Raw genomic sequence first — 26,179 nt, 5'->3', positions numbered from 1 at the left:
AATAAAAGAAAGAGCCGGACGATCTCTGATCGTCCGGCTCTTATTTTTGCCTTGGTCCGATGCGATCCAAGCCGTCAGGCGGCGTTGGATGCCTGCTCCTCGTTGAGGAACGCGTAAATGGCGGAGGCGGAATCGGTGGCGCGGAGCTTGGCGACGAGATCCTGGTCCCGCAGAACGCGGGCGATGCGCGAGAGCGCCTTCAGGTGGTCTGCGCCGGCCCCTTCGGGTGCGAGCAGCAGGAAGACGAGATCGACGGGCTGGTCGTCCAGCGCCTCGAAATCGACAGGCGCTTCAAGGCGCGCGAAAATGCCGGCGATGGATTTGATGCTGGCAAGCTTGCCGTGGGGAATGGCGATACCGTTGCCGACGCCGGTGGAACCGAGGCGCTCGCGCTGCAGTACGACGTCGAAGATTTCGCGCTCGGGCAATCCGGTCAGCTTGGAAGCTTTGGCGGCCAACTCCTGAAGCAGTTGTTTTTTGGAATTTGCCTTCAAGGCGGGGATGATCGCATCTTGCTGTAGCAAATCTGCCAATGCCATTCTCTTTATCCTTCGTGTCGCCGAGAACCGATGACGGGCAAGCGGCGGCCAGCTGCGATGATGCGCGGCCGCCGCTTATCTTCTATTCTCAGCCTTTGATATTGGCTGCGTCGATCCAGCCAATGTTGCCGTCCTGACGGCGGTAGACGATGTTCAAGTGCTCGTTGCCGGGGCTGCGGAAGAGCAGCAGCGGTTCGTCGGTCATGTCGAGTGCCATCACGGCAGTCGCCACCGACATGGTCTTCAATTGCTTCGTACTTTCTGCGACGATCGCTGGCGCGAAATCGGCAGGAATTTCCTCATCGTCATCTGGAATGCCGTCCATGACCGTATAGGCGACTTCCGCCTGCCCGTTCACATGGTTGCCGGCCTGATGGTCCTTGAGTTTGCGCTTGTAACGGCGCAGGCGCTTTTCGATGCGCTCGGATGCTGCATCGAAAGCAAGCTGCGGGTCCATGGCTTCGCCTGCAGCATGCAATACCACGCCGCTATCGAGATGAAGCTTGCAATCGGCCGCGAAGCGCGAACTGGACTTGTGTACAGTTACCTGACCTGAATACCCCCCGTCGAAGTATTTGGTCACGGCCATACCGATCTGGTCTTCTATCCGCTGGCGGAAGGAGTCACCAATTTCCATATGTTTACCGGAGACACGCACACTCATGGAGTTTCCCTTCTTGTAGTGGTTATTGCGCGTATCAGTTTACGCCAAGCCTCAAGCTCATCCAAGCACTTCACGCAGTCAAAGGCAAATTGCGTATATCGACCGCCTTTTGGATGGTGGGGATAAGTTTCATGGTCGTGCTGTCCTGCAGCGATTGCGGCGGGCTTCTAGCCCTGCCGCATGGGAAAGTCAACTGCGTCTTAACGGACTGTTAGGAGTTCGGCAGCCTGTGGTTGAGGGTAGCCGCCCGTCAGAAACCGGAAACTTTGGCCAGAGCCCGCTTCTCCCGGCGCCGTTGCACGGAGGAGGGGATGTTCATGGCTTCCCGGTACTTTGCAACCGTGCGGCGAGCAAGCTCTATCCCGCCCTTCTTCAGCGTATCGACAATATCGTCGTCGGACAGAACCGCATCCGGGCTCTCGTTCGTGATCAGCAGACGGATCTTGTGACGTACGGCTTCGGCGGAATGGCTGTCGCCGCCTTCGACGGCGCCGATCGAAACCGTGAAGAAATATTTGAGCTCGAACAGACCACGCGGCGTCAGCATGTATTTGTTCGAGGTCACGCGGCTGACCGTCGATTCATGCATCTTGATGGCGTCCGCCACAGTTTTCAGGTTGAGCGGCCGCAGATGGTCGACGCCATGCAGCAGGAACGCGTCCTGTTGCCGCACGATCTCGCTTGCCACCTTCATGATCGTCTTGGCGCGCTGGTCCAGGCTGCGGGTCAGCCAATTGGCGTTCTGCAGGCATTCCGATAGGAAGGCGTGGTCCTGGCTGGTCTTGGTGACGGAGGCGAAATAGGACTGGCTCACCAAGACCCGCGGCAGCGCATCGGGATTGAGCTCCACCAGCCAGCTCCCGTCCGCAGAGGGACGCACGACGATATCGGGCATGATCGCCTCCGATATCTCGGTCTCGAAACCGCTGCCCGGCTTGGGGTTGAGCTGACGGATTTCCGTCATCATGTCGAGCAGATCTTCCTCATCGACACCGCAGACCCGCTTCAACGTCGCAAAATCGCGCCGCGCGAGCAGTTCAAGGTTTTCGATCAGCCGCTCCATGGCGGGATCGAAGCGATCCTTCTGCCGAAGCTGGATCGCCAGGCATTCGCTGAGGCAGCGGGCAAAGACACCGGGAGGATCGAGCTGCTGCAGGGTGTCCAGAACCCGTTCCACATCGGCAAGCGTGGTGCCGAGCCGTTCGGCCGTTTCGTTGAGCTCGGCGTGCAGATAGCCGGTGTCGTCGAGCTGGTCGACAAGATGCTGGGCAATCAGCCGATCGGCCATGGCGGGAAGCGAAAATGGGATCTGTTCGTTCAGATGATCGCGCAGCGACACCTGGCCGGCGACGAAATCGTCCAGGTCATAGCTCTCACCGGCTTCCCCCCCTGGCATGGACTTCCATTGGCTGAGCAGCTCCGGCGCATCGGCGCGCTGCGGGCTACCGTCATCAGGAAAGATATCGCCGAAATTGGTGTCGAGCTCGTCGCTCAGCCGGTTGGCATTGCCGGTATTGTCACTCTCATACCAGTCGCTCGCAAGGTCGCCGGCATTGCGTTCGGAGCCATCTTCGCCATGGGTTTCCTCCATGGTCTCAAACCGTTCGTCCTTCGGCTCACGGTCGCTGGTACTGCCTAGATCCTCGTCATTTGACGCAAATTCCAGCAGCGGATTCTTCTCGACTTCCTGCGCGATGAATTGGGTGAGCTCGAAATGCGTCATCTGCAGCAACTGGATGGATTGCATCAGTTGCGGTGTCATCACCAGGCTCTGGCTTTGGCGCAGGAAAAGATTGGCCGATAATGCCATGGCGGACGCGGGACTCCCCTTGAACTCCTCGGGAATCCGCGTCTTTTATCACTAAAATTCTCGCGAAATTCCAACTGGCCCAAAAATTGCTTTTTTATTGGATTTGGTCAAGCGGAACTGTGAAGCCGAAGTAAATTTCCGGCGCGCGGTAGCATCCGCTAATATTGGCGGATCGGAAGATGGCATTTCAGCCTATCAGAGGCTGAAATTGTCACCCAGATACAGCTTGCGTACTTCAGGGTTGCTGACGATATCGTTCGCCCTGCCATGGGTCAGCACCTCACCCGCATGGATGATGTAGGCACGGTCGATCAGGCCGAGCGTTTCGCGAACATTGTGGTCCGTGATCAGCACGCCGATTCCGCGTGCAGTCAGATGATGCACAAGGTTCTGGATATCCGCGACCGAAATCGGGTCGACGCCGGCGAAAGGCTCGTCGAGCAGCATGAAGGTCGGGTCGGTCGCCAGCGCACGGGCGATTTCGAGGCGGCGCCGTTCGCCGCCCGAAAGTGCGATCGCCGGCACCGTGCGCAGATTGCGAATGTGGAATTCCTCCAGCAATTCGTCGATCTTGCGCTCCCGCTTCGTCTTGTCCTTTTCATGGACCTCGAGCACGGCGCGGATGTTTTCTTCCACGGTCAGGCCGCGGAAGATCGAGGCTTCCTGCGGCAGATAGCCGACGCCGAGCCGCGCACGGCGGTACATCGGCATTGACGTGACGTTGTTGCCGTCAATTTCGATCGTGCCCTCATCGACCGGCACCAGCCCGGTGATCATGTAGAAACAGGTCGTCTTGCCGGCGCCGTTCGGCCCCAGCAGGCCAACAGCCTCGCCACGCCGTACCACCAGCGAAACGCCATTCACGACGCGACGCCTGCCGTAGGTCTTGGTGAGGCCGCGGGCGATCAGCGTGCCTTTATAGCGTGCTTTGTCGGCGGCCGGTGCGCCGGATGCCGCAGAAGACGGCCCGGGCACGCCGGGCAAGGTGGAGGTTGTCGATGTCGTCACGAGGGGACCGGTATCAGTTTTTCTTTTGTTGTTGCTGCACTTGCTGCGACTTCGGGTCGAGCTGGATCTGGACGCGGCCGCCACAGGAATCCAACTGGGCTTCGCCTGTCGCCATGTGCACGGTAAGCTGGCAGCCGGTGAAAACGTTCGGCCCGTCAGTCAGAACCACTTTCTTGCCCTTGAGGATGGCAAGCTGGTTGGTCATGTCGAAGGAGCCGTCCTCCGCCGTTGCCGTCTGCGTTCCGGAAACGAGGTAGACCTTGTCGTTGACCAGAATGTGGTCGATGTTGGCATCGCCAGACACCAGCGACTGGTTCTGTTCCTTGGCGGCCTTCGCGACCGGATTGTCGGGCTGCTTGGCGTCACCCGCCTGCTTCTTCTTGTAGAAGACCGTCATCTTGCCGGCCTGCATGGTCGTCGTGCCCTGCACGACCTTGACGTTGCCGGTGAAGACGGCCTGGCTTTCCTGGTCGTGGATCTCAAGCTTGTCGCTTTCGATCTGGATCGGCTGATCCTTGGAAAGGGCAAGGCCCGGCATCGAACTGGTCGTCGACTGTGCGCCGGCCTCGGCGGCGGCGAAGAATGCTGCGGCGCCAAAGGCACAGAGAAGGCCTGCCTTGCGCAAGCCGGAATTGAAAATTGAATTAGGCCAATACTTTGTCATGAACCGCCCGGCTTCTGTTGGCTATCTGAATTATGGGAAGTGGCGGGTTCGATGTTCATCCGAACCTGCCCGTCGAATTCGATTACGCTCCCCTTATCCGTCATCTTGAGCGAACGCGCAACAACCGACATACCGCCTCGGCTGATTGCGACCTGATCCTGGCTAGAAAGGTCTCCCTTCTTCACGTCCAGGAAGGCGGTCTTGAATTCTGCGTGCAGGCCGTTGTCCATAATGATGGTGAAGGGTTCGGTAAGCTTCAGTGTATCGGCCTGGCGATCGAAATCTGCGCTTTGGGCCGTGACGTGGGCGATCACATCCGTATTGACCGGCATGGATGCCTTGATGGTCTTGAGCGTGATCATATTCGGGTTCTTGATATCCTGCAGCGCTTTTTCGGCAAGTAGCGAATAGCTGATGCCATCCTTGTTGCGGCCGGATATGGCAGGGCGCTCCATGACCACCTTGCCATCCTCGATCTTAGCACCCTCGATTCGGATGTCGGCGGGCAGATAGGCACGGATGACCGAGACGACGATAAACAGGAGCGAGACCACGACGGCGGCAAGCGGCAATAGCACTCTCAGCCGCTTCACGCGGTTAGAGTGGAAAATCGCGTCTTTATACGCGTTCCGTTCCGGCACCGAGCGCATTGCCTCGCCGGGGGGCTCGATCGTATTGAGCATGCAACTGGTCCGTCTTCTATGATCCGGAAAACCGCATTCACGCTATGCGAGGCTGTGCCAAAAAGCCTATCGGATCGTTTCGCATTATTGCACTGGCTTGCCAATATGGATTTTTTCCTGCCATGGGCGAATTTTAGCAGAAAAATATGCCATCGGCCGGTTTCATCAGGTCGGGCGATGTCCTATCTGATGAACGACAGAGCGACGTCCCGCCGACGACATCGAAAACGGGAAACGCTTTTCTCTGAGGATTGTGCCCGTTTCAAGGTGTCATACATCCGGTTTGTAGCGCTTTCAATTTGTTGCGGGGAGAAATAAGGCGTGATGGATAGTTCTGCAATCGCGGATCGGCGACAATTGCGCCGCAAGCTCGGTTTCTGGCGCATTGTTGCCGTTTTGCTCCTGGTGGCATTGGGCTTTGCGTTTTATCGCTTCGTCTCTGCCGATTTGCCCGATGCGCGCGGTCCGCAGATCGCCCGCGTCAAGATTTCCGGGCTCATTCAGGACGATCCGGAACTTCTGGAGCGGCTGAAGAAGATCCGCGACAATGACCAGGTCAAGGCGCTGATCGTGTCGATCTCCTCGACGGGCGGAACGACCTATGGTGGCGAGCGTATCTTCAAGGCGATCCGCGCGGTCGCCGCCAAGAAGCCGGTTGTGTCGGACATTCGTACCGTCGCAGCCTCGGCTGGCTACATGATCGCGACGGCCGGCGACGATATCGTTGCGGGCGATACCTCCATCACCGGGTCGATCGGCGTCATCTTCCAGTACCCGCAGGTCAAGGATCTGCTCGACAAGGTCGGCGTTTCGCTCGACGAGATCAAGTCGGCGCCGCTGAAGGCCGAGCCGTCGCCCTTCCATCCCGCCAGCGAAGACGCTAAGAACATGATCCGCAATATGGTCATGGACAGCTACGCCTGGTTCGTGGATCTGGTTGCCGAGCGCCGCAAACTGCCGCGCGACGAAGTACTGAAGCTTGCCGACGGCAGCATCTTCACCGGCCGCCAGGCGCTGCAGAACAAGCTGATCGACACGCTCGGCGGCGAGGAAGAAATCCTAGCCTATCTCGAAACGCGCAAGGTCAAGAAGGACCTGCCGATCGTCGATTGGAAGCCGGAAGACAAAACTTCGTCCTTCTTTTGGCCGGGTGCCGCTTCCTGGTTGCTAAATCGCCTCGGTTATGATGATTTTATCAAAGGAGAGAGCCTCCAGAAAATCATGACCGATAAGTTGTTTCTTGACGGCCTGCTTTCTGTTTGGCAGGGTGCAGCCAATTGATAAATCAATGATTTAAGGGGATAGCTGTGATTAAGTCGGAACTGGTGCAGATTGTTGCCGCCCGCAACCCGCATCTCTATCACCGCGACGTCGAAAATATTGTCAATGCTGTCTTGGATGAGATCACCGATGCGCTCGCAGCGGGAAACCGAGTTGAGCTTCGCGGCTTCGGTGCCTTTTCCGTCAAGAACCGGCCTTCACGCTCCGGTCGCAACCCACGCACCGGCGATACCGTCTTCGTCGAGGAAAAATGGGTTCCCTTCTTCAAGACGGGCAAGGAATTGCGCGAGCGCCTGAATCCGGGCGCCGGCGACGATGAGGAAGACGACAACTGATCGGGCCATTCCGGCCGAGTTTCCCCAAATGCGCCGACGAAAATAGTTGTAGGACATGATTGTGCCGCGACGCGGTGGCACTTGAATTCAGCCGCCTCTTTTCTATTCTGCGGCTGAAGGTGGCTTGGGTGCGTGGCACTCATGGCCGCGGATAAAGGAGCTGCGCAATGGCCAAGAAGATCGTCAATCTGCTGATATTGCTGCCGCTCGGCATCATCCTCATCATATTCTGCGTTGCAAACAGGCAATCCGTCACTTTGGCGCTCAATCCTTTTCGGCCGGAGGATCAGGTGCTGTCGTTGAATGCGCCCCTGTTCGTGCTGTTGTTTGTGGCGCTGATCCTCGGCATGATCGTCGGTGCCGCAGTCACTTGGGTCAATCAGGGAAAGCATCGCAAGCGCGCGCGTAACCAGTCGCGAGAAGCAGTACGCTGGCAGGCTGAAGCCGACAAGCATCGCACGCGCGTCGAAGAGATCGCCGGGCAGCTGCCGTCAAAGTGAAGCGGCATCGCCAAGCCGCATCTCTTTATAATCCCCTTCCGGCGACGCGCCGTCGCCGATGATCTCGAAGCCGAGCATCCTGTAGAACGCCATGGCGCGGATGTTTTTGACCAGGCATTTCAGCCGATAGCGGCGCCCCGGCCAATCCGGCAGTGCGGCCAGTAGTGCCTTGCCCGCGCCACGGCCCTGGAATGCCGGCAGGATATAGAGCATGTGGATGAAGTCGTCCGGCTCCCAAATCGCGGCGAAGCCGGCGACCGTGCCATGCTCATCTTCGCAGACGAACAGTCGCTCGCCATTCGTGTGAGTGGCGAAGTCTTCCAGTGTAAAGCGATCGGGGTCGACCCAGCGGAATGTCTCGCGGCGGACCTGGAGGTAAATCTCCGCGAGCGTCTGCATATCCTGTTCGCGTGCGGGCCGGATGGCCCATGTCTGAGATTGCAATGTCATGATCGACTATATGGGCGCCAAATATGCGCTCGGCAATCAGTCGCCGGACTGGCCATTGATCGCCGCGGTGAAATCGGAAAAAAACTGCTGTGCCAGCTTCTTGGCGCTGGAATCGACCAACCGCGAACCGAGCTGGGCGATCTTGCCACCGACTTGCGCCTTCGCCTCGTATTGCAGGATGGTCTCGTCGCCGTCTTCCTTGAGCACGACGTCTGCGCCGCCCTTGGCGAAACCGGCAATTCCGCCCTTTCCTTCGCCTGATATCGTGTAGCTTTCCGGCGCGTTGATGTTGGAAAGCTTGACCTCGCCGTTGAAGGAGGCGGAAACCGGGCCGATCTTCAGCTTTACGGTCGCGGTCAGTTCCGTCGGCGAGATCATTTCCAGGCTCTGGCATCCCGGGATACATCGCTTGAGGATCTCCGGATCGTTCAGTGCCGCCCATACGGCGTCCCTGGGTGCCGCGATCCGCTCCTCGCCGGTCATGTCCATGCGCAATCCTCCCAATGTGACATTTTGTGCATGGATCATCGCAGATCGGAAAGCGCTTTGCCAAGTGGCTGCCAGATGCTATTTGCACGCACATATCAATTTTGAGACAAGTATGGTGAAACATAGGGAAAGCCGGCCCGGCCAGAAAAGTGCGGGCGGTCTCGGGGCAAAACCCCGGCGCGACATATCAGGCAAGCCGCCGGCAAAGCCCGCGCATGCTTCGAGGCCAGCCAAGCCTTCGCCCCGTCATGGCGAACGGGTAACCGAGCCGCGCGATGCGGCGACCGCTTCCACAGCGCCGGAACGTCCGCTGATTGCGCGAACCGGCGAGCGGCCGACGGAGCGCGTGCCGGTGATCCTCGAGTCACTCGGTGCCGGCGATTTCCACCTGATCGACAGCGGTAATGGCCTCAAGCTCGAGCAGTATGGACCGTATCGCATCGTTCGGCCGGAAGCACAGGCGCTGTGGCCGCCATCGCTCGCCGCGCATGTCTGGGACAATGCCGATGCGATCTTCACCGGCGATACCGATGAGGACGGCATGGGCCGCTGGCGCTTTCCGCGCGAAGCGCTCGGCGAGACCTGGCCGCTGCAATTGCTCGGCGTCGATTTCCTCGGCCGCTTCACCGCCTTCCGACATGTCGGGGTCTTTCCGGAGCAGATCGTGCACTGGGCCTGGATGAAGGAGCAGGTCGAGGCGGCGAAAAGGCCGCTCAAGGTCCTGAACCTTTTCGGCTATACCGGCGTCGCCTCCCTGGTGGCAGCCGCTGCCGGCGCAGAAGTGACCCATGTCGACGCCTCCAAGAAGGCGATCGGCTGGGCGCGCGAAAACCAGGCCTTGGGCCGGATGGAGAAGCTGCCGATCCGCTGGATCTGCGAGGATGCAATGAAGTTCATCCTGCGCGAAGAGCGGCGCGGCAATAAATACGACATCATCCTCACCGACCCGCCGAAATTTGGCCGGGGCCCGAACGGCGAGGTCTGGCATCTATTCGAACATCTGCCGCTGATGCTCGATATCTGCCGCGAAATCCTGTCGCCGAAGGCGCTCGGCCTCGTGCTGACGGCCTATTCCATCCGCGCCAGCTTCTACTCGATCCATGAGCTGATGCGCGAGACCATGCGCGGCGCCGGCGGCGTGGTCGAATCCGGCGAGCTGGTCATCCGCGAGGCCGGCCTTGACGGCCGCACGCCGGGCAGGGCGCTTTCCACCTCTCTCTTCAGCCGCTGGGTGCCGAAATGAACCAGGATTTCCGCAATGACGGCCCACGCAAGGTCGGACAGGTCAAGGAGGTCACCTCGCTTGCCAATCCGATCGTCAAGGACATCAAGGCGCTGACGGTCAAGAAGTCCCGCGAGGAAAGCGGCGCCTTCCTGGCCGAAGGGCTGAAGCTCGTCATCGACGCGCTCGAACTCGGCTGGACGATCCGCACGCTGGTTTATGCCAAGGCCGCCAAGGGCAAGCCTCTCGTCGAGCAGGTGGCCGCCAAGACGGTAGCGGCCGGCGGGCTGGTGCTGGAGGTCAGCGAAAAGGTCATCGGCTCGATCACCCGCCGCGACAATCCGCAGATGGTAGTCGGCGTCTTCGAGCAGCGCTGGCAACAGCTTCGGGACGTCAAGCCGAAGGCCGGCGAAACCTGGGTAGCGCTCGACCGCGTCCGCGATCCCGGCAACCTCGGCACGATCATCCGCACCGCCGATGCGGCCGGCGCTTCCGGAGTCATCCTCGTCGGTGAGACGACTGATCCCTTTTCGCTGGAAACCGTACGCGCCACCATGGGCTCGGTCTTCGCCGTTCCTGTCGTCAAGGCAACACCGGAAGAGTTCTTGGCCTGGAAGAAGAAGGCTGAGGTTTCCGTGGTCGCCACCCATCTGGCTGGCGCGGTGGACTATCGCACCATCGATTACAAAAAGAAGCCCGTCGTCATCCTGATGGGCAACGAGCAGTCCGGCCTGCCGGATGCCCTGGCGAAAGAGGCCGATGCGCTCGCCCGTATCCCGCAGGCCGGCCGTGCCGATAGCCTCAATCTGGCGGTCGCGACGGCAGTCATGCTGTTCGAGGCCCGCCGCCATATCCTGACCCTGAGCGAGACCCGATGACCGATAGCGAGATCCACGAACAGCCGACTGCAAAGCCAGCCCTGTTTTCGCGGCCCCTGCCAATCCTGATCTTTATCGTGGTTGCCGTTGTTCTCGACCAGGCCATCAAGATCATGGTCGACAACTGGCTTCCCTTACAGGAAATGGTTCCGGTCATCCCGATGCTGGCCCTTTATCGTACCTATAATCTCGGCGTGGCCTTCTCGATGCTGTCGGGCATGGATGGCTGGTTCATCGTCGGGATGCGGCTCGTCATCGTCGCCTTCGTGCTGTGGCTCTGGCGACGCACGCCCGATCACCGCTGGCTGGCGCATACGGGCTTTGCCCTGATCATCGCCGGCGCTCTCGGCAATCTGCTCGACCGCTTTCTCTACGGCCACGTGATCGATTACATCCTCTTTCATACGCAGACGTGGTCTTTCGCCGTCTTCAATCTTGCCGACAGCTTCATCACCGTCGGCGCAGGCTGCGTCATTCTCGACGAGCTTCTCATGCCGAAAAAGGCAAAAGCGTAAAATTCTATCGAATCCCTGAAGGCATCGGGAAGACTGCCCATGATAGCCAGACGGCATGAGCACTCTGGCAGATCTGCAGGAAAAGCTTGCCGCCGCGGCAGTTCAGGACCAAACGGGACCGAGCGAAGGGCCGGCCGCCGACGAGTCGTCGCTTGTAAAATCGACAGTACCGCGTGAGGCGGGGCAGCAATCGCCACCGCTCGCGCAGGCCCGGTCGTTGCTGGGCCATTGGCTGAATGGTGGGGGTCTTGTCGCTGGGGCAGCCTTTCTGGTGATTGGCTTTACCGGAGGTCCGCTGCTGCTCGCGGGCCTGTTTGGCCTTGTGGCCCTTGCGCTTGCCGCCGTCGGCATTGTCAAAGCCCGAGGCGCTGCAGGCGAGCCTGAGATTGCCGCTGCCGATGCCAACGAGAGCGAGCATGATCGCTTGTGGGAGCACAGGGAAAGCGCCAATCTCCTTGCCACCGTCCATGATGCGCTCGGTGATATCACCGTCACACGCAGCATCGACCGGCGGATTATGCATGCCAATGCCACATTCAGCCGATTGACCGGCAGGCCGCATCCGGAGGGCCTGACGCTGGAAGAGACCGGCCTCGTATTCCGTACCGTCACCGGCGCGAAGCATCAGGATGCGGAAATCGCAACGCCCGAGGGGCGGCGCATTTTTGCCTGGCACGATGTCATGTTCCGCGATGCGACGACTGGGCAATTATGCATACAGAGCATCGCGCGCGACGTGACGGAGGAGCGGCAGGTTGCGCGCCTGCGCGAAGACGCCCGATTGAAGGCCGAGTATAACAGCGCCGCCAAATCCCGCCTGCTCGCCACCGTCAGCCATGAGATCCGCACGCCGCTGTCTGGCATTCTCGGCATGAACCATCTGCTCGCCCAGACGCCATTGACCCTGGAGCAGGCAAATTACCTCACCGGCATTCGCCAATCGGGTCACGCGCTGGTGCAGCTGGTCGAGGACCTCCTGGATTTCTCCACGATCGAAGTCGGTCGCTTCCAGTTGCATCCACGGCAGGAGGCTTTGCGGCCGCTGCTGGAAGGCGTCATCGAGATGCTCGCCCATCGCGCCCATGAAAAGGGCATAGAAATCGCTGCAAGCGTTGCGGCCGATGTTCCGGAGAACTTGGAGTTCGATCCTGCTCGGTTGCGCCAGATCCTGTTCAATGTCATCGGCAACGCGGTGAAATTCACCCAGACCGGTGGCGTTCTTGTCAGCGTCGATCTCGATGGCCGGGATTTGACGATATCGGTGCGCGACAGCGGTCCCGGTATGACCGAGGAGGAGCAGGCCCGCGTCTTCGGCGAGTTCGAGCAAGCCGGCACCACGGTGGAAAGAAGCGCCGGCACTGGTCTCGGCCTTGCCATCTCCGCCCGCATCCTGCGAGAATTTGGCGGCGGCCTCAGCGTCGCGAGCGAGCGCGGCAAGGGCAGCGAGTTCGTCATCTCCTTCCCGGTCCGCCTGGTTGCCGGAGAGAACGGACACGACCGGCGCAATACCATGCTCAGAGGCTCTCGTATCCTGCTGCTTGCCCCCGAAGGCGCGGCAAGTACGGCCATCATGCGGACCATACAGACGCTCGGCGGCCGCTGCCGGTTAATCGGTCCCGGCGACATGGACGATCTTCTGCCATCCTTCCCGATGGGCGAGGGCGGGGTGTGGACGGATCTCATCGTCGATCATCGCATGGCGCCCTGGTATTTCAGCGAGGGAAATGCGCTTGCGGTGCCCCGGCTGCGCAAGATCTTCCTGGTCAATCCCGAAGAGCGTAACACCCATCCGCTCGACCTTTTCGACGCCTGGCTCATCCGTCCGCTGCGCGAACAATCGCTGATAGACGTGCTGAGGGGCCGTATGCGCGGCATGGAAAGGCGTGAGGCACTGATCGAGGCGGTGTCCGAGATCGGCATAACGACGCCGGAGGCGGAGGACGATCGTGCGCTCGATATCCTGCTGGGCGAGGATGACCCGGTCAATGCGATGCTGGTCCGGGCCATGCTCTCCAAGGCTGGCCACAGGGTCCGCCTCGTCGAGGATTTCGATGGCCTTCGAGCCCGCATCGAAAAGCCCGAAACACGGCCAGAGGTGCTGGTGACGGATTTCAACATGCCGGGCGGCACGGGCGCGGCCGTGCTTGCGCAGTTGCGGGCCCATGAACGCAGGCATGGCCTTCCTTCGCTGCCGATCGTCGTGCTGACCGCAGACACCCGCGATTCGATCCGCCGTCAGGCACTTCTGGCCGGAGCCGATGCCGTCATCGTCAAGCCGGTCGATCCAGAGAAGCTGAAGACAGTGCTGAAAGGCCTGTCCCGATCGGTTTTCGAACGCGCCTAAAATTATTTTCGATCTTCGAGTGAAGAACAAGAAAGCCGGCTCATCAATGTTCGATAGAGGGCGGCGAGAAGGTTCAACTTGTGGCATTTGCCGCCGCTAAGTTGGGGACGGCGCGCCTATTCGAAAAATTGCAATGGGCACGGTTCTTGCATTTAGCAAGGCTGCGTGTCACTTTCCTGTCGCACGAATTTGGTTTATGGCGCTATATCGGCCCGTAGGGGGAGAATCGCCATGTCCATCGAAATCTTGAATCGCGAAGCTCAGGGCGAAATGGTTCAGTCTTCAAAGGCAACGGTTGAGCCGGTTGCCAGCGATGTGCTCGGACGCATCGGAAATCTCGAAACGCGCCTTGCCCGCACGGCGCGCGAAATCGATGCCGCTCAGGCCGTACGCTACCGCGTTTTCGTCGAGGAGATGAACGCGCAACTTCCGGCTGACGCCATGCGTCGTCAACGCGACGTCGACAGCTGGGACGCCATTTGCGACCATCTTCTGGTGCTGGATCGCTCGATCGAAGGCGATCCGGAGGACCAGATCGTCGGCACCTACCGCCTGCTGCGCCAGGAAGTGGCCATGGCAAATGGCGGCTTCTATTCGTCATCGGAATTCGACATCGACGCGCTGCTTGCCCGTCATCCCGATAAGCGTTTCATGGAACTCGGCCGTTCCTGCGTGTTGCCGGCATACCGGAACAAGCGCACGGTGGAATTGCTGTGGCAAGGCAATTGGGCCTATGCGCTGAAGCACGGCATGGGCGCGATGATCGGTTGCGCCTCCTTCCCCGGTGTCCTGCCGGAACAGCACGCGCTCGCCTTGTCCTTTCTCTATCACAATGTTGTCGCCAAGGATGACTGGGCCGTCGGTGCTCTGCCGTCGCTCGCCCGGACCATGGACCTGATGCCGGTCGAAGCCGTCAATCCGAAGAAAGCGCTGATGGCGATGCCGCCGCTGATCAAGGGATATCTGCGCCTCGGTGCCATGGTCGGTTCCAACGCCGTTGTCGACCACGCCTTCAACACGACCGATGTGCTGATCGTACTGCCGATCGCCAGCATCTCGGACCGCTACGTCAATTATTACGGCGCGGATGCGGGTCGCTTCGCAAGCTGAAAAATCTCAAGATAGGTCTCAGGGGATCGCAAAAATATCGATCGCATCGGTGATGCCGCGAAGCGCGACATGATGCGATTGCGGCGTGAGGCCGCGTCTTGTCATCAGTTCGGCAGCGCGAGGATGATCGAGCACCGAACTGGTGGCGAAGATTTCGCGTGATGTGGCGAGATGCTGGACGCGGGATGCGATATTGACCGTCTGCCCGAAATAATCCTGCCGTTCGTTCAGGCTCACGGCGATGCACGGCCCCTCGTGGATGCCGATTTTCAGGAGAAGGTCATCGTTACCGCGCTCATTGTTGAGGCTGAGCATAGCCTCGCGCATCCGCATCGCCGCAGTGAGCGCCCGATCCGGCGTCGGGAACGTCGCCATGACCGCATCGCCGATCGTCTTGACGACGGCACCCGCCTCCGCCGCTACGATCTCATGCAGGATGCCGAAATGGGTCTTGACCAGATCGAAGGCAGCGAGATCGCCTACCCTTTCGTATAATTCCGTAGAACCGCGCAGGTCGGTGAACAGAAAGGTGAGGCTGGTGATCTTCAGCCGCTGATCGATGTCGATCGTATCCGTGCGATAGATGTCACGGAAGGTCTGGTTGGAAAGCAGGTGCTTGGCGGTCAGAAATGGCCGGCGCTGTCCAAGCAGCGTGTGCAGAGCCTCGTTTGCCACGCAGATCGACGGCAGCACGCGAAGGTCCGTGTGGTTCTCCATCTGGATGCGCAAGGGACCGGGCCGCAATTCGATTGCTTCGCTGTGCCGGTGCATGCGATCGAAAACGATTGAGAGGGTCTGCCGTTCCTTCGTCGGCTCTCCCTTCACATCGAGGAATTGCGCTGCATGCGTGACAGGCTCGAAGATGATGGTGAATTCCGCCGGCAATTGAAGCGATATCACCGCTTTCTCGCCGGGGGGCAGCTCGAGCGATTCCAGAACGAATTGATCGACTTTTTCTTCATATCCCTCGTCGGGAAGGTCGATACCCGAGCCCCAATAGATCTGACGGAAATATTCAAGGGGCGGCAGGTCGTGCGGATTGTGCGCTTCTATGTGGCGCACGCGCGGACTGACGGTGAAGGTGACTTCCACCATCTCATCAAGCGTCGGCTCGTAGCCGGCGGCGCAAAGCGTGCAGTTGTAGGTGTCGCTTTGCACGGTTTTCAGCGAAGTATTGGCATCCAATACCCCGCCGCAGCCGGGGCAAAGAACATTCCACGACATCTCGAACAGGCCAAGGCGCGACGCATGCAGGAAGGCATTGATAGTCTGCTCTTCATCGAAGCTATGGTCGGCAGCGAAGGCGAGCGCATTCACACGGTTAAGCTTGCGGTCGGGTGCCTCAAGGACGAGCCGCTCGATAGCATCGACAATGTCAGGCTGCGCTGAATGGCGCAGCACTCCGAACAGGACCTGGGCCTCACTCATCTCGCCATTTTACACCGAATTGACGCCGGAGCCCATCACCTTTGTTGGATCGCCGGCTCAATTTCATAAGGTAGCGTCTACGACCCCGCACCATAGGCCGCGATAGCGGCCATATTGACGATATCGGAATCCTTGGCCCCCATCGATGTGATCTGCACCGGCTTGTCGAGGCCGACGAGCAGCGGGCCGATGACGGTGGAGCCGCCGAGCTCCTGCAGCATCTTGGTGGAGATCGCCGCAGAGTGGAAAGCGGGCATGACAAGCACGTTTGCCGGTCCGGATAGCCGCGAGAAGGGATAGAGGCTTTCCATGAGCTTGCGGTCCAGCGCCACATCGGCGGCCATTTCGCCGTCGAATTCAAAATTGACGTAGCGCTTGTCGAGAATATCAACCGCTTCGCGCACCCGCTCGGAGCGTTCGCCGGGGGGATGTCCAAAGGTGGAGTAAGCGAGCATGGCGACGCGCGGCTCATAGCCCATGCGCCGTGCGAAGCCGGCAGCTTCCTCGGCGATATCGGCCAGTTCTTCCGAGGTCGGCATGTCATGCACGGCGGTATCGGCGACGAAGACGGTGCGGCCGCGCGCAAGCACGATCGATATGCCGATGACCCGGTGGCCCGGCTTGGCGTCGATGCAGCGGCGCACGTCGCCGAGCGCGGTCGAATAGTTGCGGGTGACGCCCGTCACCATGCCGTCGGCATCGCCCAATGCGACCATGCAGGCGGCAAAGTGATTGCGGTCGTTATGGATCAGGCGGGTCACGTCACGATGCAGGTAGCCCTGGCGCTGCAGCCGGGCATAGAGATAATCGATATAGGCATCGCCCCGCTTCGAGATGCGAGCATTGACGATCTCGAGGCCGGGGCGGTTGAGATCGATACCGGCGCGTTCGGCGGTCGCCTGGATCAGATCTTCGCGGCCGAGAAGGATCGCCGTGCCGAGCCCCTGATTGGCGTAGGAGAGGGCGGCGCGCATGACCTGCTCCTCTTCCGCTTCGGCAAAGACGATGCGCTTCTGATGTCGGCGCACTCGTTCGTAGAGCTGCGCCAGCGTCGAGGCGATCGGATCGCGCCGGGCCGAGAGTTCGCGTGCATAGGCTTCCATGTCTGCTATTTCGCGGCGCGCTACGCCGCTCTCGATCGCAGCTTTTGCGACAGCTACGGGGATTGCCGAGATAAGGCGCGGGTCGAAGGGCACGGGGATGATATATTGCGCGCCGAAGCGCGGCCTTGCGCCCTGATAGGCGGCGACCACATCATCGGGCACGTCTTCGCGCGCAAGACTGGCCAAGGCTCTCACGGCGGCGATCTTCATCTCGTCATTGATAGTGGTGGCGCGCACGTCGAGCGCACCGCGGAAGATATAGGGGAAGCCGAGGACGTTGTTGACCTGGTTCGGATAGTCCGAGCGCCCCGTCGCCATGATGGCGTCGTCGCGGATGCGGGCGACTTCCTCCGGCGTGATTTCCGGATCGGGATTGGCCATGGCGAAGATGATCGGCCGGTCGGCCATGGAGCGGATCATGTCTTCGGAGAAGGCATCCTTCTGCGACAGGCCGAACACGACGTCGGCGCCTTTCATCGCTTCCGCCAGCGTGCGCTTGTCGGTCTTGACCGCATGAGCCGACTTCCACTGGTTCATACCCTCGCTGCGGCCCTGATAGATCACGCCCTTCGTGTCGCAAAGGGTGACGTTCTCCGGATTGAAGCCCATCGACTTGATCAGCTCGATGCAGGCGATGGCGGCAGCGCCCGCGCCGTTGCAGACGAGCTTGGTGGTCTTGAGGTCGCGCCCCGTCAGCTCCAGTGCGTTGATGAGGCCGGCGGCGGCGATGATGGCGGTGCCGTGCTGGTCGTCATGGAACACGGGGATATCCATGAGCTCGCGCAGGCGCTGCTCGATGATGAAGCAGTCGGGTGCCTTGATGTCTTCCAGATTGATGCCGCCGAAGGAGGGGCCGAGATAGCGCACGCAATTGATGAATTCGTCGACATTCTCGGTATCGATCTCGAGATCGATCGAATCGACGTCGGCGAAGCGTTTAAAGAGGACCGACTTGCCTTCCATCACCGGCTTGGACGCGAGCGCGCCGAGATTGCCGAGGCCGAGAATGGCCGTTCCGTTGGAGATGACGGCGACCATATTGCCGCGCGTGGTATAGTCGTAGGCGGTGGCCGGATCGGCAGCGATCGCCTTCACGGGGACGGCGACCCCGGGCGAATAGGCAAGCGAAAGATCGCGCTGGGTCGCCATCGGCTTGGTCGGGTTGATCTCAAGCTTGCCGGGACGGCCGTTCCTGTGGAAGTCCAATGCTTCCTGATCGGTGATCCCCGTTCCCTGACGCGACTTGCTCTTGCTCTCAGCCATTGTTCCTCCAAACCTCCTGTGGGCGACCGGTCCCTCTTGCCCGATAGCTGTTGTCTTCTATAGCGGCGCGCGGATAGGGTGACACCTCATTTTTTTGGAAAAACTGCACCTCCGTGAACGAACGTATTAACGCCAGCATCGATGCTTTCTCGGCCGCCGAGCTTGCCTCGGAGGAAAGCCGCGCCTCGGCTACTCCGATGATGGAGCAATATATCGAGATCAAGGCGAACAATCCCGGTTCGCTTCTGTTCTACCGCATGGGCGACTTCTACGAGCTGTTCTTCGAAGACGCCGTCGATGCCTCGCGTGCGCTTGGGATCACGCTGACGAAGCGCGGTCAGCACATGGGACAGGATATCCCAATGTGTGGCGTGCCTGTTCACGCCGCCGATGATTATCTGCAAAAGCTGATCGCCCTTGGCTTCCGCGTCGCCGTCTGCGAGCAGGTGGAAGATCCGGCTGAGGCAAAGAAGCGCGGCGGTAAGTCGGTGGTGCGGCGCGATGTCGTGCGCCTGGTGACGCCGGGCACGATTACCGAAGAAAAGCTGCTTTCGCCCTCCGAATCCAACTATCTCATGGCGCTCACCCGCATTCGCGGTGGCGCCGAGCCGCAGCTGGCGCTCGCCTGGATCGATATTTCGACTGGTGTCTTCCGCCTTGCCGAGACGGAGGCGTCAAGGCTGCTCGCCGATATCCTGCGCATCGATCCGAGAGAGCTGATCCTGCCGGATACGATGTTCCACGATCCGGAATTGAAGTCTGTTTTCGACATCCTTGGCCGTACGGCAGTCCCGCAGCCGGCTGTGCTGTTCGACAGCGCCAGCGCTGAGGGCCGAATCACCCGTTACTTCGGCGTGTCGACGCTCGATGGGTTCGGCACCTTTAGCCGGGCCGAACTGGCCGCCGCTGCCGCCGCCATCGCCTATGTCGAAAAGACCCAGCTTGCCGAGCGGCCGCCGCTGGGGTTGCCGGAGCGCGAAAGCGGCGCCTCCACGCTCTTCATCGATCCCGCCACCCGCGCCAATCTGGAGCTGGTGCGCACGCTCTCCGGTGATCGCAACGGCTCGCTCCTGAAAGCGATCGATCGCACCGTGACCGGCGGCGGCGCACGCCTCCTCGCCGAACGGCTGATGTCGCCGCTGACCGACCCTCAGCGCATCAATGAGCGTCTGGATTCAATCGGCTTTCTGACCGAGGAGCCGTCGCTGTGCAGTGATCTGCATTCGGCATTGAAGCATGTGCCTGACATGCCGCGCGCCCTGTCGCGCCTCGCACTCGATCGTGGCGGCCCCCGCGATCTCTGGGCGATCCGTCAGGGCTTGGCAGCCGCAACCGACGTTGCCCGCATGCTCGGAACTGCACTTCTGCCGGAAGAGCTGAAGGCTGCATTGACCGGGCTCGCTGCCTTGCCCGCCGACCTTGAAGCGATGCTCGCCGCGACACTTGCCGACGAGCTGCCGTTGCTGAAACGCGACGGCGGTTTCTTGAGAGAAGGGGCGAATGCCGAGCTCGACGAAGTGCGGGCGCTCCGCGATCAGTCGCGCCGCGTCATAGCGGGCCTGCAGCTGCAATATGCCGAGGATACCGGCATCAAGTCGCTGAAGATCAAGCATAACAATGTGCTCGGCTATTTCATCGAGGTCACAGCCGGCAATGCTGGTCCGATGACGGATACAAGCGAAGCCAAGGCGCGCTTCATCCATCGCCAGACCATGGCGAATGCCATGCGTTTCACCACGACCGAACTTGCCGATCTCGAAAGCCGCATCGCCAATGCCGCTGACAAGGCACTGGCGATCGAGCTCGAGGCCTTCGACCGTATGGTCGCGGCCGTGGTGGCTGCTGCCGAGGCGATCAAGGCGGGCGCCCGCGCGCTGTCGGTGATCGATATTGCAGCCGGCCTTGCGCTCCTTGCCGAGGAGCAGGCCTATTGCCGACCCATCGTCGATGGCAGCCGCATGTTCGCCATCGAGGGCGGTCGCCATCCGGTGGTGGAGCAGGCGCTCCGCCGTCAGGCCGGCGGTCCGTTCGTCGCCAACAATTGCGATCTCTCGCCGAAGTCCGGCGGCAAGGATGGCGCCATCTGGCTTCTGACCGGCCCCAACATGGGCGGTAAATCGACCTTCCTGCGTCAGAATGCTTTGATCGCCATTCTCGCGCAGATGGGCTCCTTCGTGCCGGCCGCTTCCGCCCATATCGGCATCGTCGATCGGCTGTTCTCGCGGGTCGGCGCTTCCGACGACCTGGCCCGCGGCCGCTCGACCTTCATGGTCGAGATGGTCGAGACGGCGGCAATCCTCAATCAGGCGACGGAACGCTCGCTTGTTATTCTCGATGAGATCGGTCGCGGCACTGCCACCTTCGATGGCCTTTCCATCGCCTGGGCAGCCGTCGAGCATCTGCACGAGGCCAATCGATGCCGCGGCCTCTTCGCCACCCATTTCCATGAACTCACCGTGTTATCGGAGAAGCTGGGGCGGCTTTCCAATGCCACCATGCGCGTCAAGGAATGGGATGGCGACGTCATCTTCCTGCACGAGGTCGGGCCGGGGGCTGCCGATCGCTCCTACGGCATTCAGGTGGCGCGTCTTGCCGGCCTTCCTGCCTCGGTGGTGGCGCGTGCGCGCGATGTCCTGACGCGGCTGGAAGATGCCGACCGCAAGAATCCGGCAAGCCAGCTCATCGATGATCTGCCTCTCTTCCAGGTGGCCGTCCGCCGGGAGGAGGCAGTTGGCCGGCGCGAGCCGTCCAAGGTCGAGGAGAGGCTTAAAGCGCTGGATCTTGACGATCTGACGCCGCGTGCCGCTCTTGACGTGCTCTATGAACTGAAGAAAACGCTTACCAAAAGCAGCTGACCACAGGCGATATTCCAAGGGCAATATGATGTATCTCGAAGTTCTTCTCGCCGAAGTCCGCATTCTGGGTGAGCGCTTCTCTCCGATCGCCGCGCGCGGCAAGATTTGCGGCGAGGGAGAGCCCCCGGATTGTGGCTCCGATCGCGGCCTGCTCGATATTACGCTGTCCTGCAGCCGCATCTCCGATATTTGCTCGAAGATCGCCAAGGCCGGTTATTGGGAATGCGAGCGCGAAATGGTGACGCAGATCGGCGCCCAGTCGCGAAACATATTATATAGCTTGAACGAGCTCAGACGGGCGCTTGAGCCGGCAAGGCCCTAAAACCGCCGGCTTCTGCGTCGATTGCCGTCACGCTTCGTCAACTTTGGCCCGGTAGAAATCATGGAAAGACCAGGCCCAGAATGCCTGTGTTAATCGCGGGTCAAAGAGGCTATAGCGCATGCAGACGAAAAAACAGGCGCGCCGGCAACGGGCCGCGGTCAGCGAAGAGAAAGCCGATCGGCAGAGCATGGAAACGCATCATATCGATTTTTCGACCATTCTCGATGTATCCGCGCTGAAGGCGGAGTGCGAGGCTCTCGCCAAACGCGGTCTGGACAAGAATGAAGAGCGCTCCGTGCTGCTGGCGCTGTTGAAAAAGGCAAGCCAGGATGGACGGGAAGAAGCACGGCAATTGCTGATGGCCGACGGCAGCGGGCTCAATTGCGCGCACCGGATTTCCTGGCTGCAGGACCAGATCATCACCGTCATCTACGATTTCACCGTCCGCCACGTCTATCCGAAGCAGGCAGGCGCCTTCTCCGTCACCGCCGTCGGCGGTTATGGCCGCGATACGCTGGCGCCGGGCTCCGATATCGACCTTCTCTTCCTTTTCCAGCCAAAGCCGGCGAGCGAGACGCACAAGGCGGTCGAATTCATTCTCTATATGCTTTGGGACATGGGCTTCAAAGTTGGCCACGCCACGCGCACGGTCGAGGAGTGCATCCGAGAGGCCAAGTCCGACATGACGGTGCGCACCGCCATCCTCGAAACCCGCTATATCTGCGGCAATGTCGCGCTGGAGCGCGAGCTGCAGGCGCGCTTCGACAAGGAAATCGTCACCAATACCGGCCCGGAATTCATCGCCGCCAAGCTCGCCGAACGCGACGAGCGCCACCGCAAGGCCGGCGACACCCGCTATCTGGTCGAGCCGAACGTCAAGGAAGGCAAGGGTGGCCTGCGCGACCTGCACACGCTGTTCTGGATCTCGAAATATTATTATCACGTGCGAGATCCCGCCGAGCTGGTGAAGCTCGGCGTGCTCTCGAAGCAGGAATATCGTCTCTTCGAGAAGGCCGAGGACTTCCTCTGGGCCGTGCGCTGCCACATGCATTTCTTGACCGGTAAGGCGGAGGAGCGGCTTTCCTTCGATATCCAGCGCGATATCGCCGCAGCCCTCGACTATAACGCCCGCCCGGGCCTTTCGGCCGTCGAGCGCTTCATGAAGCACTATTTTCTTGTCGCCAAGGATGTCGGTGATCTCACCCGCATTCTCTGCGCCGCATTGGAAGACCAGCAGGCGAAGGCCACTCCGGGCCTCACCGGCGTCATCAGCCGTTTTGCCAACCGCTCGCGCAAGATCCCCGGCACTGTCGAGTTCGTCGAGGATCGCGGCCGCATCGCGCTTGCCAATCCCGATGTCTTCAAGCGCGATCCGGTCAGTCTCATCCGGCTGTTCTTCGTTGCCGATATCAACGGCCTCGAATTCCATCCGGATGCGTTGAAGCGCGTCACCCGCTCGCTGAGCCTGATCGACAACGATCTGCGCGAAAACGAGGAGGCGAACCGGCTTTTCCTGTCCATCCTTACCTCGAAGCGCGATCCAGCGCTGATCCTGCGCCGCATGAACGAGGCCGGCGTGCTTGGCCGCTTCATTCCGGAATTCGGCAAGATCGTCTCGATGATGCAGTTCAACATGTATCACCACTATACTGTGGACGAGCATCTGATCCGCGCCGTCGAGGTGCTGTCGGAGATCGACAAGGGCAAGGCTGAGGATATTCATCCGCTCACCAACAAGCTGATGCCCAATATCGAGGATCGCGATGCTCTCTATGTCGCCGTCCTGTTGCACGATATCGCCAAGGGCCGCGAGGAGGACCATTCGGAAGCCGGTGCCGCAGTTGCACGCAAGCTCTGCCCGCGCTTCGGCCTTTCACCGAAGCAGACGGAGCTGGTGGTTTGGCTGATCGCGGAGCATCTGACCATGTCGATGGTCGCCCAGACGCGCGACTTGACCGACCGCAAGACCATCATCGATTTCGCTGACCGGGTGCAGTCGCTCGACCGGCTGAAGATGCTGCTGATCCTGACCGTCTGCGACATCCGCGCCGTCGGCCCTGGCGTCTGGAACGGCTGGAAGGGTCAGCTGCTGCGCACGCTCTATTATGAAACCGAGCTGCTGCTGTCAGGCGGTTTCTCCGAAGTGTCGCGCAAGGAACGCGCCGAAGCTGCCGCCGAAGCGCTGGAACACGCACTTGCCGATTGGAGCCAGAAGGAGCGCAAGGCCTACGTCAAGCTGCACTATCAGCCCTATCTGCTGTCCGTGCCGCTGGAAGATCAGATCCGCCATACGCAGTTCATGCGTGAATCCGACAAGGCGGGCAAGGTCCTCGCCACGATGGTACGCACCGACAGCTTCCATGCCATCACCGAGATCACCGTGCTCTCGCCCGACCATCCGCGTCTTTTGACCGTGATCGCCGGCGCCTGTGCCGCGGCCGGAGCCAACATCGCGGACGCGCAGATCTTCACGACATCGGATGGCCGCGCGCTCGACACCATCCATGTCAGCCGCGAATTTCCCGACGACGCCGACGAACTGCGTCGTGCCGCCACCATCGGCAAGATGATCGAGGATGTGCTGGCCGGCCGCAAACGGCTGCCGGAGGTCATCGCAACGCGGACGAAGAACCGCCGCAAGAACAAGGCTTTCGTCATCCCACCGTCTGTCATCATCACCAATAGCCTCTCCAACAAATTCACGGTCATCGAGGTCGAATGCCTCGACCGCCCCGGCCTGCTGTCGGAAATCACCGCCGTTCTTTCGGACCTGTCGCTCGATATCCAGTCTGCCCGCATCACCACTTTCGGCGAGAAGGTCATCGATACCTTCTATGTGGCCGATCTGGTGGGGCAGAAGATTTCCAACGAGAACAGGCGAGCCTATATCACCGCCCGTCTGAAAGCCGTCATGGCCGGCGAGGAGGATGAAATGCGCGAGCGCATGCCCTCCGGCATCATCGCGCCCGCCGCCACGCGCGGCGTCGCCGTCGAAAAGTCAGACACCGAGAAGAAAGCCGGTTCAGCCGCATGAGCCTAGTCAAGAAATTCATCACCGTCGGTGGCGCGACGCTCGGCAGCCGCATCTTCGGCTTCGCCCGCGAAACCTTGATGGCAGCCGCCCTCGGCACGGGGCCGATGGCAGACGTCTTCTACGCCGCCTTCCGCTTTCCGAACCTCTTCCGCCGGCTGTTTGCCGAAGGTGCCTTCAATGCAGCCTTCGTGCCGCTCTTTGCCAAGGAAATCGAGGCGCACGGCATCGAGGGCGCCAAGCGCTTTTCGGAAGAAGTCTTCGGCGTTCTCTTCTCGGTCCTGCTGCTGATCACCATCGTCATGGAACTCGCCATGCCGCTCCTGGTGCGTTGGGTCATCGCGCCCGGCTTTGCCGACGATGCCGAGAAATTCGACCTGACGGTCCGGTTGGCGGCCGTGATGTTCCCCTATCTCATGTCGATGTCGCTGACGGCGATGATGAGCGGCATGCTGAATTCGCTGCATCATTTCTTCGCCGCCGCCGTCGCTCCGATCTTCCTCAACCTGGTGATGATCAGCGCGCTGTTCTACGCGATCTATTTCGGTGCCGATCCGCTGACCACCGCCTGGTACCTGTCCTGGTCGGTACTGGTGGCAGGCGTACTGCAGCTGGCCGTCGTCTATATCGGCGTGCGTCATGCGGGCATCAGTATCGGCCTGCGCTTTCCGCGCTTCACGCCCAATGTCAAGCGGCTCCTGCTTCTTGCGATTCCAGCGGCCATCACCGGCGGCGTCACTCAGATCAATCTGGTGATCGGCCAGGCAATTGCCTCGGGCAAGGAAGGCGCGATCGCCGCCCTGCAATATGCAGACCGCATCTACCAGCTGCCGCTCGGCGTCGTCGGCGTCGCGGTCGGAATCGTGCTTCTGCCGGAATTGGCGCGTTCGCTGAAGTCGGGCCATATCAAGGAAGCCGCCAATATCCAGAACCGCTCGATCGAATTCGTGCTGTTCCTGACGCTGCCGGCCGCTGTCGCCCTATGGCTGCTCTCCGACGACATCATCCGCGTGCTTTACGAGCGCGGCGCCTTTAACGCGAACAATACAACGCTGGTCGGCTCCATCCTTGCCATCTTCGGCCTGGGCCTTCCGGCTTTCGTTCTGATCAAGGCCTTGCAGCCCGGCTTTTATGCCCGCGAAGATACGAAATCGCCGATGCGCTACACGGCGGTCGCCGTCGCCGTCAATTCGGTGCTGTCCATCCTGCTTTTCCCGGTGCTGGCCGAACGCGGCATTGCGCTCGCCGAGGCGGTTGCCGGATGGCTGAACGCTGTACAGCTCTTCGTTACGCTCTATCGCCGCGGGCATCTTGTCTGGGAATGGTCGCTGGTGCGCCGCACCGTCATGCTGCTCGTCTCCTCCGCCGTCATGGGCGGCGTCATCGTATATTTGTCTCATCGGTGGGAGCCGCTTCTGGGGTCCGGCGCGACGCTGCTCACCAAGACCGGCGTCCTGGGCCTGCTCATATTGATTGCGATGGCGGTTTATTTCATTGTCGCCTTCCTGATCGGCGGCGTGGATTTGGGCATGGTACGCCGCAATTTGAAGCGCAAGCGCCCGGCGCCAGCGTCGGATGCGAAGGCGGTGAACGGGGAATAACAAGGCTCCTTCGCCCCGCAATGCGGGGAGAAGGCGGCAAGTCGGATGAGGGGCTTTCACCGATGTTCCCGCCGAAATAAAATA

At 60.6% G+C, this 26,179-nt stretch carries 22 protein-coding genes; 12 read left to right on the top strand and 10 right to left on the bottom strand.

Going from position 1 to position 26,179, the window contains the following annotated elements:
* Positions 1 to 74: 74 nt before the first annotated feature.
* From ptsN to lptC, 6 genes are all read right to left on the bottom strand, one after another.
* Entirely contained in the window at positions 75 to 539 is a 465-nt protein-coding gene (ptsN, locus tag FHT73_RS17605) for a PTS IIA-like nitrogen regulatory protein PtsN (RefSeq protein ID WP_015338601.1), read from the bottom strand.
* Between the two features lie 88 nt (positions 540 to 627).
* Complete coding sequence (raiA, locus tag FHT73_RS17600) at positions 628 to 1,203, bottom strand: ribosome-associated translation inhibitor RaiA (protein WP_015338602.1); 576 nt, start codon at positions 1,201 to 1,203, stop codon at positions 628 to 630.
* Between the two features lie 250 nt (positions 1,204 to 1,453).
* On the bottom strand, positions 1,454 to 3,013 hold the full coding sequence (gene rpoN / locus FHT73_RS17595; RefSeq protein WP_112609373.1) for an RNA polymerase factor sigma-54: 1,560 nt from the start codon (positions 3,011 to 3,013) through the stop codon (positions 1,454 to 1,456).
* A 195-nt stretch (positions 3,014 to 3,208) separates the two neighbouring features.
* A complete protein-coding gene (gene lptB, locus FHT73_RS17590) occupies positions 3,209 to 3,997 on the bottom strand; it encodes an LPS export ABC transporter ATP-binding protein (RefSeq protein WP_041677789.1) in 789 nt (262 codons plus the stop codon).
* 37 nt (positions 3,998 to 4,034) lie between these two features.
* Positions 4,035 to 4,685 (bottom strand): LptA/OstA family protein, encoded by a 651-nt coding sequence (locus FHT73_RS17585; RefSeq protein WP_112336694.1) that lies wholly within the window; start codon positions 4,683 to 4,685, stop codon positions 4,035 to 4,037.
* The gene (gene lptC / locus FHT73_RS17580) at positions 4,682 to 5,368 is read right to left on the bottom strand and encodes an LPS export ABC transporter periplasmic protein LptC (protein ID WP_112336693.1); all 687 of its coding nucleotides are present in this window, start codon (positions 5,366 to 5,368) and stop codon (positions 4,682 to 4,684) included. Before lptC ends, FHT73_RS17585 begins: the two co-directional genes overlap by 4 nt.
* Positions 5,369 to 5,692: 324 nt before the next feature.
* On the opposite strand from lptC, the gene sppA reads away from it, so the two are divergent.
* The 3 genes from sppA (at position 5,693) to FHT73_RS17565 (ending at position 7,484) form a co-directional block, all read left to right on the top strand.
* Positions 5,693 to 6,649, top strand: a complete 957-nt coding sequence (sppA, locus tag FHT73_RS17575; protein ID WP_183713358.1) for a signal peptide peptidase SppA — start codon at positions 5,693 to 5,695, stop codon at positions 6,647 to 6,649.
* Positions 6,650 to 6,675: 26 nt separating this feature from the next.
* Positions 6,676 to 6,984, top strand: a complete 309-nt coding sequence (locus tag FHT73_RS17570; protein WP_015338608.1) for an integration host factor subunit beta — start codon at positions 6,676 to 6,678, stop codon at positions 6,982 to 6,984.
* Positions 6,985 to 7,151: 167 nt separating this feature from the next.
* Entirely contained in the window at positions 7,152 to 7,484 is a 333-nt protein-coding gene (locus tag FHT73_RS17565; RefSeq protein WP_183713355.1) for a LapA family protein, read from the top strand.
* On the opposite strand, the gene FHT73_RS17560 is transcribed toward FHT73_RS17565, so the two are convergent.
* Positions 7,476 to 7,934: a GNAT family N-acetyltransferase gene (locus FHT73_RS17560; RefSeq protein WP_183713352.1), complete on the bottom strand. Its 459-nt coding sequence runs from the start codon at positions 7,932 to 7,934 to the stop codon at positions 7,476 to 7,478. The two genes, FHT73_RS17565 and FHT73_RS17560, sit on opposite strands and share 9 nt — an antisense overlap.
* Before the next feature lie 36 nt (positions 7,935 to 7,970).
* Complete coding sequence (locus tag FHT73_RS17555) at positions 7,971 to 8,423, bottom strand: carbon monoxide dehydrogenase subunit G (RefSeq protein ID WP_183713350.1); 453 nt, start codon at positions 8,421 to 8,423, stop codon at positions 7,971 to 7,973.
* Between the two features lie 112 nt (positions 8,424 to 8,535).
* Here FHT73_RS17555 and FHT73_RS17550 point away from each other — a divergent pair, with 112 nt between their 5' ends.
* The 5 genes from FHT73_RS17550 (at position 8,536) to FHT73_RS17530 (ending at position 14,492) form a co-directional block, all read left to right on the top strand.
* Complete coding sequence (locus tag FHT73_RS17550; RefSeq protein WP_112609383.1) at positions 8,536 to 9,666, top strand: class I SAM-dependent methyltransferase; 1,131 nt, start codon at positions 8,536 to 8,538, stop codon at positions 9,664 to 9,666.
* Positions 9,663 to 10,523, top strand: coding sequence for an RNA methyltransferase (locus tag FHT73_RS17545; protein WP_112399616.1), 861 nt, complete (start codon positions 9,663 to 9,665; stop codon positions 10,521 to 10,523). The genes FHT73_RS17550 and FHT73_RS17545 overlap by 4 nt, the downstream gene beginning before the upstream one ends.
* A gap of 11 nt (positions 10,524 to 10,534) precedes the next feature.
* The gene (gene lspA / locus FHT73_RS17540) at positions 10,535 to 11,038 is read left to right on the top strand and encodes a signal peptidase II (protein WP_183713651.1); all 504 of its coding nucleotides are present in this window, start codon (positions 10,535 to 10,537) and stop codon (positions 11,036 to 11,038) included.
* 55 nt (positions 11,039 to 11,093) lie between these two features.
* Complete coding sequence (locus tag FHT73_RS17535; RefSeq protein WP_183713347.1) at positions 11,094 to 13,382, top strand: PAS domain-containing hybrid sensor histidine kinase/response regulator; 2,289 nt, start codon at positions 11,094 to 11,096, stop codon at positions 13,380 to 13,382.
* A gap of 231 nt (positions 13,383 to 13,613) precedes the next feature.
* Entirely contained in the window at positions 13,614 to 14,492 is an 879-nt protein-coding gene (locus FHT73_RS17530; protein ID WP_112336685.1) for a GNAT family N-acetyltransferase, read from the top strand.
* Positions 14,493 to 14,510: 18 nt separating this feature from the next.
* Here the strand turns inward: FHT73_RS17530 and FHT73_RS17525 are convergent, their stop codons facing one another.
* Together FHT73_RS17525 and FHT73_RS17520 are read right to left on the bottom strand one after the other, a co-directional pair.
* Positions 14,511 to 15,920, bottom strand: coding sequence for an adenylate/guanylate cyclase domain-containing protein (locus tag FHT73_RS17525; RefSeq protein ID WP_112420105.1), 1,410 nt, complete (start codon positions 15,918 to 15,920; stop codon positions 14,511 to 14,513).
* Between the two features lie 77 nt (positions 15,921 to 15,997).
* Positions 15,998 to 18,286 (bottom strand): NADP-dependent malic enzyme, encoded by a 2,289-nt coding sequence (locus FHT73_RS17520; protein ID WP_183713343.1) that lies wholly within the window; start codon positions 18,284 to 18,286, stop codon positions 15,998 to 16,000.
* A gap of 113 nt (positions 18,287 to 18,399) precedes the next feature.
* Here FHT73_RS17520 and mutS point away from each other — a divergent pair, with 113 nt between their 5' ends.
* The 4 genes from mutS to murJ all read left to right on the top strand — a co-directional run bounded on the left by mutS (position 18,400) and on the right by murJ (position 26,095).
* On the top strand, positions 18,400 to 21,141 hold the full coding sequence (mutS, locus tag FHT73_RS17515) for a DNA mismatch repair protein MutS (protein WP_183713340.1): 2,742 nt from the start codon (positions 18,400 to 18,402) through the stop codon (positions 21,139 to 21,141).
* Positions 21,142 to 21,169: 28 nt separating this feature from the next.
* Positions 21,170 to 21,463, top strand: a complete 294-nt coding sequence (locus FHT73_RS17510) for a hypothetical protein (protein ID WP_112336681.1) — start codon at positions 21,170 to 21,172, stop codon at positions 21,461 to 21,463.
* Between the two features lie 118 nt (positions 21,464 to 21,581).
* The gene (locus FHT73_RS17505) at positions 21,582 to 24,497 is read left to right on the top strand and encodes a [protein-PII] uridylyltransferase (protein WP_112409802.1); all 2,916 of its coding nucleotides are present in this window, start codon (positions 21,582 to 21,584) and stop codon (positions 24,495 to 24,497) included.
* On the top strand, positions 24,494 to 26,095 hold the full coding sequence (gene murJ, locus FHT73_RS17500) for a murein biosynthesis integral membrane protein MurJ (protein ID WP_183713337.1): 1,602 nt from the start codon (positions 24,494 to 24,496) through the stop codon (positions 26,093 to 26,095). The genes FHT73_RS17505 and murJ overlap by 4 nt, the downstream gene beginning before the upstream one ends.
* Positions 26,096 to 26,179 lie beyond the last annotated feature (84 nt).

It is taken from the genome of Rhizobium sp. BK098, from assembly GCF_014193155.1.
Classification (GTDB): domain Bacteria; phylum Pseudomonadota; class Alphaproteobacteria; order Rhizobiales; family Rhizobiaceae; genus Rhizobium.
Note: the sequence above shows the minus strand (reverse complement) of the source record. Positions and strands in the feature narration are given on the sequence as shown.